Origin of the sequence: Bacillus sp. LJBS17 (assembly GCF_019334685.1) — a bacterium.
In the GTDB taxonomy this organism is placed as follows: Bacteria; Bacillota; Bacilli; order Bacillales; family Bacillaceae; genus Bacillus; species Bacillus subtilis.
Genome location: NZ_CP079759.1, coordinates 2,527,829 through 2,540,918 on the forward strand (window position 1 = coordinate 2,527,829; position 13,090 = coordinate 2,540,918).

General features: G+C 42.3%; 16 protein-coding genes. 2 read left to right on the forward strand and 14 right to left on the reverse strand.

What is annotated here, in order from left to right; all coding sequences use genetic code 11:
- Position 1 precedes the first annotated feature (1 nt).
- The 9 genes from KXZ66_RS13075 to KXZ66_RS13115 form a co-directional block, all read right to left on the reverse strand.
- Entirely contained in the window at positions 2-1,918 is a 1,917-nt protein-coding gene (locus KXZ66_RS13075) for an LTA synthase family protein (protein WP_003230133.1), read from the reverse strand.
- A 116-nt stretch (positions 1,919-2,034) separates the two neighbouring features.
- On the reverse strand, positions 2,035-3,000 hold the full coding sequence (gene glcK / locus KXZ66_RS13080) for a glucose kinase GlcK (protein ID WP_046160589.1): 966 nt from the start codon (positions 2,998-3,000) through the stop codon (positions 2,035-2,037).
- A gap of 10 nt (positions 3,001-3,010) precedes the next feature.
- Complete coding sequence (locus tag KXZ66_RS13085) at positions 3,011-3,226, reverse strand: YqgQ family protein (protein WP_077671435.1); 216 nt, start codon at positions 3,224-3,226, stop codon at positions 3,011-3,013.
- A gap of 109 nt (positions 3,227-3,335) precedes the next feature.
- Positions 3,336-4,859 carry a rhomboid protease YqgP gene (gene yqgP, locus KXZ66_RS13090; protein ID WP_049141211.1) on the reverse strand — a complete coding sequence of 508 codons (1,524 nt, stop codon included), beginning with the start codon at positions 4,857-4,859 and terminating at the stop codon, positions 3,336-3,338.
- 89 nt (positions 4,860-4,948) lie between these two features.
- Positions 4,949-5,122, reverse strand: coding sequence for a hypothetical protein (locus KXZ66_RS13095; protein WP_003230126.1), 174 nt, complete (start codon positions 5,120-5,122; stop codon positions 4,949-4,951).
- Between the two features lie 66 nt (positions 5,123-5,188).
- Positions 5,189-5,752 (reverse strand): 5-formyltetrahydrofolate cyclo-ligase, encoded by a 564-nt coding sequence (locus KXZ66_RS13100; RefSeq protein ID WP_038829725.1) that lies wholly within the window; start codon positions 5,750-5,752, stop codon positions 5,189-5,191.
- 84 nt (positions 5,753-5,836) lie between these two features.
- Positions 5,837-5,986 (reverse strand): 50S ribosomal protein L33, encoded by a 150-nt coding sequence (gene rpmG / locus KXZ66_RS13105; protein WP_003153056.1) that lies wholly within the window; start codon positions 5,984-5,986, stop codon positions 5,837-5,839.
- A gap of 83 nt (positions 5,987-6,069) precedes the next feature.
- The gene (locus KXZ66_RS13110) at positions 6,070-7,149 is read right to left on the reverse strand and encodes a glycosyltransferase family 4 protein (protein WP_219144588.1); all 1,080 of its coding nucleotides are present in this window, start codon (positions 7,147-7,149) and stop codon (positions 6,070-6,072) included.
- Positions 7,146-7,616 (reverse strand): hypothetical protein, encoded by a 471-nt coding sequence (locus tag KXZ66_RS13115; protein WP_049141208.1) that lies wholly within the window; start codon positions 7,614-7,616, stop codon positions 7,146-7,148. Before KXZ66_RS13115 ends, KXZ66_RS13110 begins: the two co-directional genes overlap by 4 nt.
- A gap of 179 nt (positions 7,617-7,795) precedes the next feature.
- Between KXZ66_RS13115 and KXZ66_RS13120 the strand changes: the two genes are divergently transcribed.
- A complete protein-coding gene (locus KXZ66_RS13120) occupies positions 7,796-8,149 on the forward strand; it encodes a hypothetical protein (protein ID WP_003245993.1) in 354 nt (117 codons plus the stop codon).
- Positions 8,146-8,610, forward strand: coding sequence for an endolytic transglycosylase MltG (locus tag KXZ66_RS13125; RefSeq protein WP_014480272.1), 465 nt, complete (start codon positions 8,146-8,148; stop codon positions 8,608-8,610). The genes KXZ66_RS13120 and KXZ66_RS13125 overlap by 4 nt, the downstream gene beginning before the upstream one ends.
- A 27-nt stretch (positions 8,611-8,637) precedes the next feature.
- Here KXZ66_RS13125 and pstB (KXZ66_RS13130) read toward each other — a convergent pair whose 3' ends face one another.
- From pstB (KXZ66_RS13130) to KXZ66_RS13150, 5 genes are all read right to left on the reverse strand, one after another.
- Positions 8,638-9,420 (reverse strand): phosphate ABC transporter ATP-binding protein PstB, encoded by a 783-nt coding sequence (gene pstB / locus KXZ66_RS13130; protein WP_014480273.1) that lies wholly within the window; start codon positions 9,418-9,420, stop codon positions 8,638-8,640.
- Positions 9,421-9,430: 10 nt separating this feature from the next.
- Positions 9,431-10,240 (reverse strand): phosphate ABC transporter ATP-binding protein PstB, encoded by an 810-nt coding sequence (pstB, locus tag KXZ66_RS13135; protein WP_015384102.1) that lies wholly within the window; start codon positions 10,238-10,240, stop codon positions 9,431-9,433.
- Positions 10,241-10,260: 20 nt separating this feature from the next.
- The gene (pstA, locus tag KXZ66_RS13140; RefSeq protein ID WP_029317900.1) at positions 10,261-11,145 is read right to left on the reverse strand and encodes a phosphate ABC transporter permease PstA; all 885 of its coding nucleotides are present in this window, start codon (positions 11,143-11,145) and stop codon (positions 10,261-10,263) included.
- Positions 11,145-12,074: a phosphate ABC transporter permease subunit PstC gene (gene pstC / locus KXZ66_RS13145; RefSeq protein ID WP_014477352.1), complete on the reverse strand. Its 930-nt coding sequence runs from the start codon at positions 12,072-12,074 to the stop codon at positions 11,145-11,147. Before pstC ends, pstA begins: the two co-directional genes overlap by 1 nt.
- Before the next feature lie 68 nt (positions 12,075-12,142).
- The gene (locus tag KXZ66_RS13150) at positions 12,143-13,045 is read right to left on the reverse strand and encodes a phosphate ABC transporter substrate-binding protein (RefSeq protein ID WP_031315217.1); all 903 of its coding nucleotides are present in this window, start codon (positions 13,043-13,045) and stop codon (positions 12,143-12,145) included.
- Between the last annotated feature and the right edge of the window lie 45 nt (positions 13,046-13,090).

A 13,090-nucleotide genomic window follows, 5' to 3' on the forward strand; every position in this document is an offset into this window, starting at 1 on the left:
ATTACGATGCCTGATCAAGCATTTGTTTTTCTTTCCGTTTTGATGAATTGTCCAGCCTTTTCTGGTCATAAAATCGCAACAAATCCCCATAAATGATTTCATCAGAAAGTGATAGCTCCTGTTTTGCTTTATCAGCAAATGCTTCACATTGTTTTGTCTCTTCTAACGGTTTTCCCGTCTCTTTGTCATAACACGCACCGTCTGTATAAACAACCTGATCTGTGATAAAGCTCCCGTCCCGGAGCACCGTAAAGTCCAGTTTTTCGTCTGAAAGCAGATCGTTGCCGAATTGAATTTGATCTTTCGTATCAATCCCTAAAAGATTCATTAGCGTCGGCCTGATATCAATCTGCCCACCTACTGTTTCAATGGTTTGCGGCTTTTTATCAGTAATACCCGGAATATGAATGACCAGCGGCACTTTTTGGAGCTGTACCTCTTCAAATGGGGTTATTTCTTTTCCTAAAAACTGCCCCATCGCTTCATTATGGTTTTCTGATATACCATAATGGTCACCATATAATACAATAACAGAGTTGTCGTATAATCCGTCTTCCTTCAGCTTTTCGATAAACCGTTTTAGCGCCTCATCCTGATAACGCACTGTCGGAAAATATTTATTTAGCGTCTGGCTGCTTGAATCATATTCATCAATCAATTGATCCTCTTCATCAAGATCAAACGGGAAGTGGTTCGTCAGTGTAATCAGCCTCGAGTAAAACGGCTGAGGCAGATTTTTCATCAGCTCTGAAGACTGCTCAAAAAATTCTTTATCCTTCAATCCCCAGCCGACTGAATTTTCGTCAGTTACATCATACGAGTTAATATCAAAAAACGAATCATACCCAAATGAGTCGTACATTAAATCACGATTCCAAAAGCTCTTATTATTAGCGTGGAGCACCGCTGAATAGTATCCGCTGTTTTTCAAAATTTCAGGAGCGGCCATATATTGATTGCCCGCATTCGTAAAAAACACGGCACCTCGTCCAAGCGGATACAGTGAATTGTCCACGATAAATTCAGAATCCGAGGTTTTCCCCTGGCCTGTTTGGTGGTAAACATTATTAAAGTTGTAGCTCTGTTTTATAAAGTCATTCAGAAAAGGCGTGATTTCTTCTCCATTCAATTTTTCATTAATCACGAAGCTTTGCGTCGACTCTAAGGATACGAGAATGACGTTCCTTCCTTTTGCAGCGCCGAATAAGCGTTTGTTGGCATCCTTCGCATTAGCGGTTACGTAGTTTTCAATCTCCGTCAGGCTGTTGCTGTCTGCCAACGCTCTCTGTGCGGATTGCTTTGACTGAAGAACGCCATCGTAAATATGAAAATTAAACAGGCTAATGTTTTTAACAAGCATTTCTCTGTCAAATGAGCGTGTCAATAGCTGAGGTCTTTCCGCCTCAGACAAGCCCAGGTTGAAGAAATAAACAGAAGCAACGAACAAAAAATAAGCCGCCCGTTCATTTTTCGTTGAGGGAATATCCGATTGAAAAGCTTTTTGCCGGATGTGAAGCCATATTAAAACCGCAATATCTACAGCTAATAGGAGGTCTGTCGGCTCAAGAAGTGTTCCGATGCTGCTTCCGAGATCACCCATATTGCTCGTTTGAAAAAGAACAGGGATTGTTAAGAAATCATTGTAAAAACGGTAAAAAACCATATTTGCCAGCAATACAAATGTGACAAGACAGCTCATCGCGATAATATAGCGATTTCTGTTTTTGCCTTTTAAAAACAGGCTGAGGCCAAAAATAAGCAACAAAAAACTCAATGGGTTGATAAACAGAATAAATTCCTGTGTTAGATTGTCGATTTTAATATGAAAACTGGTTTTGTAAACAGCATACGTTTTCAGCCACATCAATAAAATGGCAATCAGCATAAATGAAATCTTCGAAAAAAACGTTTTTCGCATTTCAACCTCCTATGCAGCACGCTCAAAAAAATCAGTCTATTCCCAACATTCTCATTAACACATCAAATTAAATCTTAACCTGAACACAACAGTAAATCAATTTGATTTACACAATTTTAACAATTTTGATGTTTCAGCCATTCATTTTTAGCGATCCAAGCGCCTCCGATAACGCCGGCATCATTTCCAAGTGCTGCGATTGAAATATCAGCAGCTTGGGCAGCCCGCGGAAACGCGCATTTGCGGAATGTTTTCTCAACTTTTGATCTCAGCAGTTCTCCGGCTCTCGATACGCCGCCGCCAAGAACGATTTTGGATGGATTAAGCGAGCTTGCCAAATTTCCGAGCACCAAACCAAGGTGCTTGGCTACATAATCAACCACCTCAAGGGCAATTTCATCATTTTCACCCGCCGCTTCAAACACATCCCGCGCTGACAATTGTTCGGTTGCTTGTAAACGTGTCGTCTTTTTAGCATTTGCTATTTTTTCTTTTGCAATTCTTACAATTCCGGTTGCTGACGCAATTGTTTCGATACAGCCCGTTTTGCCGCAGTTGCAGGGCGCTCCGCCTTCAGGGATGCTGCAAATATGGCCGATTTCTCCGCCGGCGCCATTTATGCCATGTACAATTTCACCATTTGCAATGATACCGCCGCCAACTCCTGTGCCAAGCGTCACGAGAATGACGTCTTTTGCGCCATCACCCGCTCCCTTCCACATTTCCCCCAGCGCAGCAATATTCGCGTCATTTTCTATAACAGCTGGGATGCCGGTTTCTGTCTCCAGATGGTTTTTCAAAGCATAATTTTTCCACCCTAGATTTACTGTTTCATAAACAACTCCTGACGCCATATCTACAGGGCCTGGTGCACCCATTCCGATGTATTTGATGATGTGCTTCGGTTTTTGCAGCTCATCCAGCTTGCTGTCGATTGTTTTTGCAATTGTGACAGTAATCGTGTCGCCGGTTTTATCAGTCGGAACTTCCCACTTATGCTGAATTTCACCATATTGATTAATAAAAGCGAGTTTAATCGTCGTTCCTCCCAGGTCAATGCCCGCAAACCATATCTCGTCCATTTTTATCACCTTAGCCTTTATAGAAATCTCTTCCGTTTTTTGTTTGTTCCAATTCTTTTCGAAGGACAGCTGCCGCTCTGGCCCACTGCTCCTTTTCAATCATGTGGTTCATGTATAATTCCTTTAATTCATCCAGCATAAACTCAATTTCAAGCTCTCTGTCTCCAAAATAAACAATGTGGCCAAACCTTTTTAACAGCTGTTGCACATCATAAAATGTATTCATTTTCCTCACCATTTCTTGAACTTAACTATCATAAGCGTATTCATATGAAAGCGGTCAGTCAAGAAGAAAACGCTGACAAAAAAACCAGCCTCCTTTCCATATTCCACCTTTATGATTCTTTATTGTTTTCAATTTGTTGCTGCAGCTCCTTGTAGCGCTGCTCCTTCGGCTCCAATTTTAAAGCCAGCCTGATGGCCTTTTCTGCTTGTGCAAGCTCATTTTTTTCCGCATACAATAAGGCTAAATTGTAATAGGAAGCATGGTCTTTAGGTTCTTTTTTCACTGCTCGTTCCAAAAGGGAAACCGCCTGATCATATTCGCCGATTTGAATATCAGATACAGCAAGAATTTTCAAAAGATCGGCAGAGGCATCTTTTTGCTCTGCTTCTCCGTTCAGCAATTCTGTTACTTCTTCATACTTTCCTTCCTGATATAACTCGCTTGCCTGCTGAATCAGCGCTGACTCCTGGTGTGAAGGCGAATGCAATCCGTAATATAAAAAACCGGCAGCCAAAGCAATCAGCAAAACCGCTGACAACACTCTTTTTCCAAAGGCTCTGGCTTTGGGCAACCCCAATGCCGCTGCAGCGAAAAAGCCGCCAATCAAGCCGCCGATATGTCCTGAATTATCAATATTTGAAACTGCAAAACCAAAGCCCAGATTGATGATAATAATGACAATAATATTGGTTCCTATGGTTCTTAAAAACATTTTTCGATTAGATAAAGCAACATACAGTAATGCACCTAAGCATCCGAATATGGCTCCTGATGCCCCTGCCGAAGGATACGGGCTGAACACAAAACTCGCAATCGAACCCGTAATGCCAGCAGCCAGATAAATCAGCAAAAATCTCCCCGATCCATACATCCGCTCAACCGCTGTACCAACCGACCATAAAGCCAGCGTATTAAAAGCTAAATGCGCTATGCCGATGTGAAGCACGATCGGTGTCAGAAGCCGCCACCATTCTCCTTGTGCAATCAGGCTGTTTTCTTTTGCTCCAAAAGCGACCAGCGTCTCCGTATTTGTGCTGCCCCCGTTTATTTCGAGCAAGAAAAACATTAGGATCTGAAGCGCAATAAATAAATATGTAAAAATCGGTTTTCCATTTTGAAAAACCGCCGCTTCAGTTTTTCTCTGTTCTTCTTGTTTCAGCACTAGCGAAAGGAAGCGTTCTCGCGCCATTTGCACGTCTTCAAACGAAGCGTGTTCCTCTCTACAATTTTCTGTACGAAATGATGGAAAAACCGCTTGAAGATCATCTCGAAGCATCGTTCCTCTAACGATCGCCGGCTCAACTGACACAGTTCCCTTCTCAAACGTTTTTTTTGCAATCTCTTCCCAGTCATCAACAGGGGCTTCCGTTGAAAAAAACACATTCAGCAGCTTCATCCTTCGTCTGCCCAATTGATGTCTGACTCGTTCTACTCGTTCGGCCTGCTCTTCGATGTCTCTAACCATTTCTTGACGGAAATCAAGATCGTGCTTATAAAGACGAACTAGATCATGAGAGGACTTGTCCGGAGCTTCCAGCCATATCTCATCTGACTCACCGGCTTGTATGACGCCATACCCGCTATTCACCAGGTGCGCCGCAATTTTCCAATATGTATACTCCAGCAAAAACATGTTTACCGCTCCAATAGTTTTTTTTCATTATAACAGCTGGCGCTCCGAAACGCCTACTGAAAGCAAAAAATCCCGTTTTTCACGGGATTTTAGAAAGCTTGCTGTATAAACTTATTGCGGATAAATGGAATTCTTAAAAACAAATGGATAAAAGACCGCCTGATTCCTGGCTGGCTGAGTACAGTATTCATAAGACGGTAGCGATTTTGATAAAACATGACGGCAGAAACCGCGAAAATGGCATAAATCAAAAGTTTTTTCATGATATCCCTCCTGCCAATAGGGTTTGTTATTCTACCTTATTTATTCTCGAATAAGGGACAGGAAAGTTATGAAAAACAAGAAATAATCCGATCCTCTGTTATCAGCTTTTGTACCGGGATGTCATGTGGCAGACTGGGTACGTGCGCATACAACTGGCACTCCAAAAGCAATGAGACTGTCTTCCCTTCATATTCACTTAAATAGCGATCATAATAGCCGCCTCCAAAGCCGACCCTAAACCCGTTAACATCAAAACAAACACCTGGAACGATCATCAAGTCAATTTGTGATGGGTTTACTACTTTTGTTTTTTCAATTACCGGCTCGAGCAGTCCGGCGTAAACGGTTTCGAGCTGATCATCAGTCTGATATGTGCGAAATTGCATTTTCTTCGTGTCCGGATGGCATTTTGGGATGCAAACTTGTTTCCCTTCTTCCCAAGCCTGCTCAATGACAGGACGCGTCGGTATCTCTAATCCTCTGGAAATAGTGACGGCAATGGTGCCGGCATTTTGCCACTCCGGCAGAGAAAACAAGTACTTATACATACGTTCCGTTTTTTGAAGAATATCTTCATTTGATAAAGCAGACAGTGCCTCCAGCGTCTTTTTTCTTAATTGTGATTTCATCTCTCATCCCCCTCGGAATAGAAAAAAAGCCAGAACCTTTTTCAAAGCTCTGGCTTTTTTCTTACACCTCAAACAGCAAAGCTGTTATTTTGTTTCACGGTGTAACGTAGATTTTTTATCACGTGGGCAATATTTTTTAAATTCAACGCGGTCTGGATTGTTGCGTTTGTTCTTTTTAGAAATATAGTTACGCTCACCACATTCAGTGCAAGCCAAAGTAATATTAACGCGCATTATTTTCCCTCCAAACTAAAATCATTTACTTATTCAGACTTATATATAATACCACTATAATGGACGGAATGCTAGGCTGTTTTTCAATGAATTGCTGAATTATTGAAGATACGCTCATAAAGCTGCAAATATGATGACATAATGAGTCGGGGGTGGTGGAGCTTGAACACTTGCTGTCTGCCAGCTTCTTTTATCCGGCGGGCTTTTTCCCGGTCTTTTAAAAAGCTGTCCAGCAGATCAGCCGCTTCCTGTACGAGCGTAAAATTAGCGATGATTGCCGTTTTGTCATGAACGGCATAATCACAAAAACCACCCGACTGAGAAACGACAGTCAGCACACCTTGTTCCATGCTTTCTTGCGCGGCAAGCCCAAACGGTTCATAAGAACTAGGGAAAACAGCCATTTCACATTGAGACAGTAACGTTCTGATGTCTTTCCTATTGAGAAACGGCAGGAACATGACACGATCCTTCAGGTTATATGCCGCAGCCAATTTCTCATAGGAGGACAGAGACGGTCCCTCCCCAGCCAGCACTAGATAGAGGTCAGGCTGACGCTGCTTCAAGATGGCAAATACCTTTAACAGCTGCGAAAATCCTTTTTCCGGAACGAACCTTCCATATGAAAAGAGGAATCTTCTATTTATGCTTCTTTGGATTTTCCCCTTCTCTTCCTCCATAGATGCAGGGCTTGGGATAACGGTTATTTTTTTATGTGCTGCCTTATTAAGAGACCGCTTCATAAATGTGCTTAATACGACCAAAGCATCAGCGGATTCTATAAGGAGCCGTTCGGTCTTGAGCCTGTATGGGTGTGGGGCTTCTCGGCACACCTTCTTCCTTTCTCTTTCAAGACCGTGGATTGTCGCAGTAAGCGGAAGGCCAAGCCGTTGTTTCAAATACTGGGCGGCAGGGGCAGTTGTGTCATCATGGGCATGAATCAGATCAAAGCGTTTATTGTGTGATAACACATGGCGAACCATTGTAAAGTTAGCATCAGCTATGTAATCTTCAAACTTCGCATACGAAAACAGCTGCCCGCTCGGAGTACAAACTGTAATGTTGATATGAGGGTTTAAATAGGAATTGAGGCGGTTTAAATGGACACCGAGCCCGCTTTTCGGCTCATCGGGATGTTCGGGTGAAAGCATGAGAATGTTCACCGTTCTTTTTCCCCTCTCCCATAACAGGTGTATGCAGAAAATTGCGCCTCCCAACCGGTGTGCGCTTCTTCAATCTGAAAACTGTTTATATGACGAATCCCATTTTCATCAAGATAGATGTCGTCTGTACCGGCAAGCTTGAGAGAGACATTCATTGAATTCACAATTCTGTATTCAGCCCGATATACAGCATCACCAGCCGCCTGTCTAATCGTCCATTCGCCTTTATCATACGTTGTGCGTTTTGTCCTGACAGCTTCAATGTCTTTTCTTTTGATGACAATGCGCAATTCTTTTATCATATCCTGCGTTTTTTCGAAAAGGACCGCTTCAGCCAGCCGCATTGTTTCTTCTGAGATTTCCCAGCTTACGGTCAAGGTGTGGGCGTTTTGAATGATTATGTCGAATGTGTCCCTAAAAAAGGAAAGCTTATGTCGTATATTATAGGGAAATGGGTGTTTATCCATGGACTCCTAACATTCTCCTTTCCAATCGTTCACTTCGTGTTCCTATTAAACCATTACATAAAGAAGAAGCAAAGAAAGATTTCTCGACAAAATCTCGTTTTTTTCGCGAATTCCTTTAGAAACTATTGGTTTTATGGTATAAAAAAGAAGGATAAAAAAAGAATAGAAGGTGATGAAACGTGGAAATTGCTATTATTGCGTTGTTTATCGTCAGTATAGCGCTAATTGCATTCTCATATTCTCAAAGAGACCCGATGAAAGATGTAGAACAGGAGCTCGAAACACTGCAGCTTTCTGCGATGCAGGAAATTTACAAGCTCAAAAAGAAAATGACAGTGCTTGAGGAAGAATTACTGGAAACAAACCTTGTCATTCGCAAATCAAAGCAGAACGACATCAATCAAAAAATCGCTAAACAAATACTTTCTAAATATAATAACGGTATGTCAGCTGAAGCAATTGCTAAAGCTGAGCATGTATCAGTGGAAGACGTGAATACGATTATCAAAGATAATGAGAAGGTGCTCGTATGACAAAACGGGGCATTCAGGCATTTGCTGGCGGCATCATTTTAGCGACAGCCGTTCTTGCAGCTGTTTTTTATCTGACTGACGAAGACCAGGCCGCTGCTGTAAAAGATAATAAAACAGTAACTGAACAAGACGTGAACAATTACCTTGATTCTAAAAAAATGGTTTCTGTGAACCGTGATGAATATCAAAAACTTCTTGATTCAAAAGAGAAATCGTTGACCGATGACAGCAGCTCAGACACGAAAACAGACAAAGTCAAAACGTACAAGCTCAAAATTAAAGATGGCATGAGCACTGCGGATGTATCTGCTATTCTTGAAAAAGAGGGCATTATCTCTTCGGCTCAAGACTTTAATGACTATGTCATTGATGCCGGCTATCACAAAGAAATTCGTGCCGGCGAGTTTAAAGTAAAATCAGACATGAGTTTCAAAAAGATCGTAAAAACGTTAACACGATAAAAAACAGGCTGACTCAGCCTGTTTTTTTCATCCAAACTTTCCTGAAATGTAATCGAGCGTTCTTTGGTCCTTCGGGTTAGAGAACATTTTATTCGTATTGTCGCATTCAACAAGCTCGCCCATGTAGAAAAAGGCGGTTTGATCAGAAACCCTTGCTGCCTGCTGCATGTTATGCGTGACAATGACAATTGTATATTTATTTTTCAGCTCTAGAATGAGTTCTTCAATTTTTCTCGTTGAGATTGGATCTAGTGCAGATGTCGGTTCATCCATCAGCAAAATATCAGGATTGGTCGCAAGTGCTCTGGCGATGCAAAGACGCTGCTGCTGGCCCCCTGACAGCGAAAGAGCGGACGTATGCAATCGATCCTTCACCTCATCCCATAACGCCACGTCTTTTAATGACTTTTCCACAATTTCCTGAAGCTTCTTCTTATTTTTGGTGCCGTGGACTCTCGGTCCGTAAGCCACATTATCAAAAATAGATTGCGGAAACGGGTTCCCTTTTTGGAATACCATGCCGATATTTTTCCGTAAATCCACGATGTCCACTTTATCCTTTAAAATGTTGCTGCCATTATAGTTCAGCTCACCTGCAAGCTTTACATTTGGCGTCATTTGAATCATTAAATTCAATGTCTTGATAAAGGTCGATTTCCCGCATCCGGATGGACCGATAATCGCCGTAACCTCATTTTCATAAATGCTCAAATTGATATTTTTTAAAGCATGATGCTGTCCATACCATAAGTTCATTCCATTGACTTGATAGACTTCCTGTTTCATTACAGCTTCGGTAGCAATACTCATTGCCGCCCTCCTATCCGAATTTCCCATTAATATAATCCTCTGTCTTTTGCTTTTTCGGACTCGTGAAAATCTGTTCGGTCTGTCCGTATTCTACAAGCTCGCCGTTTAAAAAGAATGCCGTCCGGTCAGAAACCCGCAGAGCCTGCTGCATATTGTGCGTGACAATAATAATTGAGTATTCTCTTTTCAATCCTGTAATTAATTCCTCTATTTTCGCATTTGAAATCGGATCAAGCGCTGAAGCTGGTTCATCAAGCAGAAGAACAGCCGGCTTCATCGCAAGCGTTCTCGCGATGCATAAACGCTGCTGCTGGCCGCCGGATAACGAGAGTGCGGATGAATGTAAACGATCCTTCACCTCATCCCAGAGAGCCGCTTTTGTTAAACTTTCTTCCACAATTTCATCTAAAACAGCTTTATTCCGCTCTCCGGCATATTTCAATGCATGTGTGATATTCGCATAGATCGATTTCGGAAATGGATTTGGTTTTTGAAAAACCATTCCGATTTCTCTTCTCAAGCTGACAACGTTAATATTGCCGCCCAATATATTTAATCCTTCATAAAGGATTTCACCTTCCGCTCTTGCAGATGGAATTAAATCGTTCATTCGGTTAATATTTCTCAAAAAAGTAGATTTTCCGCATCCCGACGGCCCAATTAAAGCAGTCACCGCATTTTTTTCAATATCCATGTTTACATGATGAACGGCTTGTTTATTTCCGTAAAAAATAGACAGATCTTTGACCTCAAGCACGTGGTTCTGCTTCGGAACAATAACAGCTCGCTCAGGTTTTTCTTTTACCATTTGTTCAGACATGTTTTTCGCCTCTTTCCGTTCTAATTTGCCGTAAGCTTTTTGTAGATCATCGTGCCAAGCCATCTCGCTGCGAGATTAAACACAAGAACAGAAATCACCAGCACGGCAGAACCACCGTTGGCAATCGCTTCAGCATCCGGAATCATTCCTTGTGTATTGACGTTCCAAATGTGGACCGCAAGTGTTTCAGCGGGCCTGAAAATATTAAGCGGTGATGTTTCCGAAAACGGGTTCCACTCCGTAAAATTAAGACGCGGTGTTGTCAGGCCTGCCGTAAATAATAATGCGGCCGCTTCCCCGAACACCCTTCCTGACGCTAAAATTGCTCCTGTGATAATAGAAGGAATCGCACTTGGAATTAAAACCGTTTTTACGGTATGCCAGCGTGATACACCTAAAGCGAGAGAGGCTTCCTTCAGATCTTTAGGGACTGAACGGATCGCGTCTTCTGTCACACGCACCATGACAGGAAGGTTAAAAACAGTTAACGCAAGCGCCCCGCCTATGATCGTATATCCCCAGCCTGTTAAGTTGACAAACATCAATAATCCAAACATCCCAATGACAATAGACGGAAGAGATGAAAGCACCTCTATACATGTTCTGATGAAGTCAGTTACTTTGTTATTAGGCGCGTATTCAGCCATGAAGACTCCGCCGCCCACACCGAGCGGGATTGTAATCAGCATTGTAATAAACAAAATATAAAAGGAGTTAAACAGCTGATCTCGTATGCCTCCTCCAGCTGCAATGGCGCTCGATTTTGTTGTAATAAATTGCAAACTGAGCTGAGAAACACCGTTTATAATAATATAGGAAAACAAACCTACTAAAATGGCAGCGATAATGGCTGCACACAAACCAAACATTCCGGTCGCCAGTTTATCTGTTATTTTGCGGTTCATTACACTTTCCTCCTAGATGACAAGTAGCGAATAAGCAGGATGAACAAGAATGACATCACCAGAAGCACAAGCCCCATTGACCACAGCGTATTGTTTTCAACACTTCCGTATGTGGTGTGGCCCATATTCAGCGTGATGATCGTTGTCAGCGTTCCCGCAGTGTCAAACAGGCTTTCCGGCAATACTCTTGTATTTCCAATGACCATCTGAACAGCCAAAGCTTCACCGAACGCCCGAGCCATGCCTAACACAACAGCTGTCATCAATGTTGGAAAAGCTGCAGGCACAAGTACTTTTCTGATCGTCTGCCATCTTGTCGCACCGAGCGCGTAAGAACCCTCTCGTAAACTCTTCGGAAGAGAAGCCATTGCATCAGCAGAAATCGATGTGATCGTCGGCAGAATCATGACGGAAAGGACAATCGTTCCCGCCAATAAACTGTGCCCTGTTCCGCTCGATTTGAACTGGGCGATAAACGGCACCAATACTGTAAGACCTATGAATCCATAAACAACAGATGGAATACCGACTAAAAGCTCAATCACCGGCTGCAGCACTTTCTTTCCCCAATTCGGGGCAATCTCTGTCATAAAAATCGCACCTGCAATGCCAAGCGGCGCAGCGATTAGAGCAGAAAGAATCGTTACTGCAAATGAGCCAAAAATAAATGGCAGCACTCCGTATTTTGGATCACTATCTGTAGGATTCCAATTTAAGCTCGTTAAGAATTCAATTGGGCTTACACCATTTACAAGAAAAGATTGCAGCCCCTTCACGCCGAGGAAAATGGTGATTGCAACAGATGCCGCAATCATAATCAGTGCACAAGCTGTGACTATCATTCTTCCCCGAACTTCATCCAATTGCCGATTTTGCCTAGAGCTGATTAAGCGCTCGCTCACAGACATATTTTCTCTATTGTTTATCATTGTTTTACACTCCTATGAATGTGTTAAGAGGAGAAACGGTTGTCCCCGCACTCCTCTTTTTATTAAGATCAGCTTTGCTTCCCGTTGGCATCACGTGTCACTTTCATATCAGTAACTGGAATGTAGCCTTGGTCAGTAACAATGCTTTTTTGAATGTCTTCACTCTTTAGATAATCAAGAAATTCTTTAGCTAAACCTGTCGCTTCACCTTTTGTATAAGAATGCTGATAAGCCCAGATCGGATACTCGCCAGTTGTGACATTTTTCGCTTCAGGTTTTACACCATCAATTGATAGAGCAGTTACTTTGTCATCTGTTAAATATGAGAATGCAAGATATCCAATCGCTCCAGGAGTATCAGCAATAATTTTTTTCACCGTGTTGGAGGAATCTTCAGTAATGCCTTCTGCAGGTTCTTCTCCGTCAAGCGCATATTTCACAAATGTAGCACGTGTGCCGGAAGAATCAGGACGGTTTACAAGTGTAATCTTTTGGTCTTTGCCGCCGAGCTCTTTCCAGTTTTTAATTTTGCCAGTGAAGATTTTTTTCAATTCATCTTTTGAAATATCCTTCACACCAGCATCAGGGTTTACAGCTGCTGCCATACCAACTACAGCGACTTGATGATCGACAAGCGCTTTTGCATCGATGCCTTCTTTTTCTTCAGCAAAAACGTCTGAATTCCCGATCTGAACAGCTCCTTCAGAGACTTGAGAAAGCCCTGTTCCAGAACCGCCAGCTTGTACCTGTATATCAGCATCAGGGTTTTCTTCCATAAATTTTTCCGCGGCTGCAAGTACTAGTGGCTGCATTGCCGATGAACCAGAAATGGTTAAAGAACCTGATGCCTTTTCTTCTCCTTTTGCAGAATCGCTATTCGATTTTTTACTTTCTCCTGCATTTCCGCATGCAGCTGCAATCATCATAAAAGCAGCCATCAGAAGCATAAGCATCAATTTGTTTTTTTTCATTTCCTGAATTCCCCCTGCGTATAATGTGTAATTTGTCCTACACGT

Coding starts and splice junctions, on each gene's coding strand:
- KXZ66_RS13075 (WP_003230133.1), bottom strand. CDS start 1,918: ATGCGAAAAACGTTTTTTTCGAAGATTTCATTTATGCTGATTGCCATT.
- pstB (WP_015384102.1), bottom strand. CDS start 10,240: ATGTCTGAACAAATGGTAAAAGAAAAACCTGAGCGAGCTGTTATTGTT.
- KXZ66_RS13085 (WP_077671435.1), bottom strand. CDS start 3,226: ATGAATACATTTTATGATGTGCAACAGCTGTTAAAAAGGTTTGGCCAC.
- glcK (WP_046160589.1), bottom strand. CDS start 3,000: ATGGACGAGATATGGTTTGCGGGCATTGACCTGGGAGGAACGACGATT.
- pstB (WP_014480273.1), bottom strand. CDS start 9,420: ATGAGTATTGCTACCGAAGCTGTAATGAAACAGGAAGTCTATCAAGTC.
- KXZ66_RS13125 (WP_014480272.1), top strand. CDS start 8,146: ATGACAAAACGGGGCATTCAGGCATTTGCTGGCGGCATCATTTTAGCG.
- rpmG (WP_003153056.1), bottom strand. CDS start 5,986: ATGCGCGTTAATATTACTTTGGCTTGCACTGAATGTGGTGAGCGTAAC.
- KXZ66_RS13100 (WP_038829725.1), bottom strand. CDS start 5,752: ATGAAATCACAATTAAGAAAAAAGACGCTGGAGGCACTGTCTGCTTTA.
- pstA (WP_029317900.1), bottom strand. CDS start 11,145: ATGAACCGCAAAATAACAGATAAACTGGCGACCGGAATGTTTGGTTTG.
- KXZ66_RS13115 (WP_049141208.1), bottom strand. CDS start 7,616: ATGGATAAACACCCATTTCCCTATAATATACGACATAAGCTTTCCTTT.
- KXZ66_RS13150 (WP_031315217.1), bottom strand. CDS start 13,045: ATGAAAAAAAACAAATTGATGCTTATGCTTCTGATGGCTGCTTTTATG.
- KXZ66_RS13095 (WP_003230126.1), bottom strand. CDS start 5,122: ATGAAAAAACTTTTGATTTATGCCATTTTCGCGGTTTCTGCCGTCATG.
- pstC (WP_014477352.1), bottom strand. CDS start 12,074: ATGATAAACAATAGAGAAAATATGTCTGTGAGCGAGCGCTTAATCAGC.
- yqgP (WP_049141211.1), bottom strand. CDS start 4,859: ATGTTTTTGCTGGAGTATACATATTGGAAAATTGCGGCGCACCTGGTG.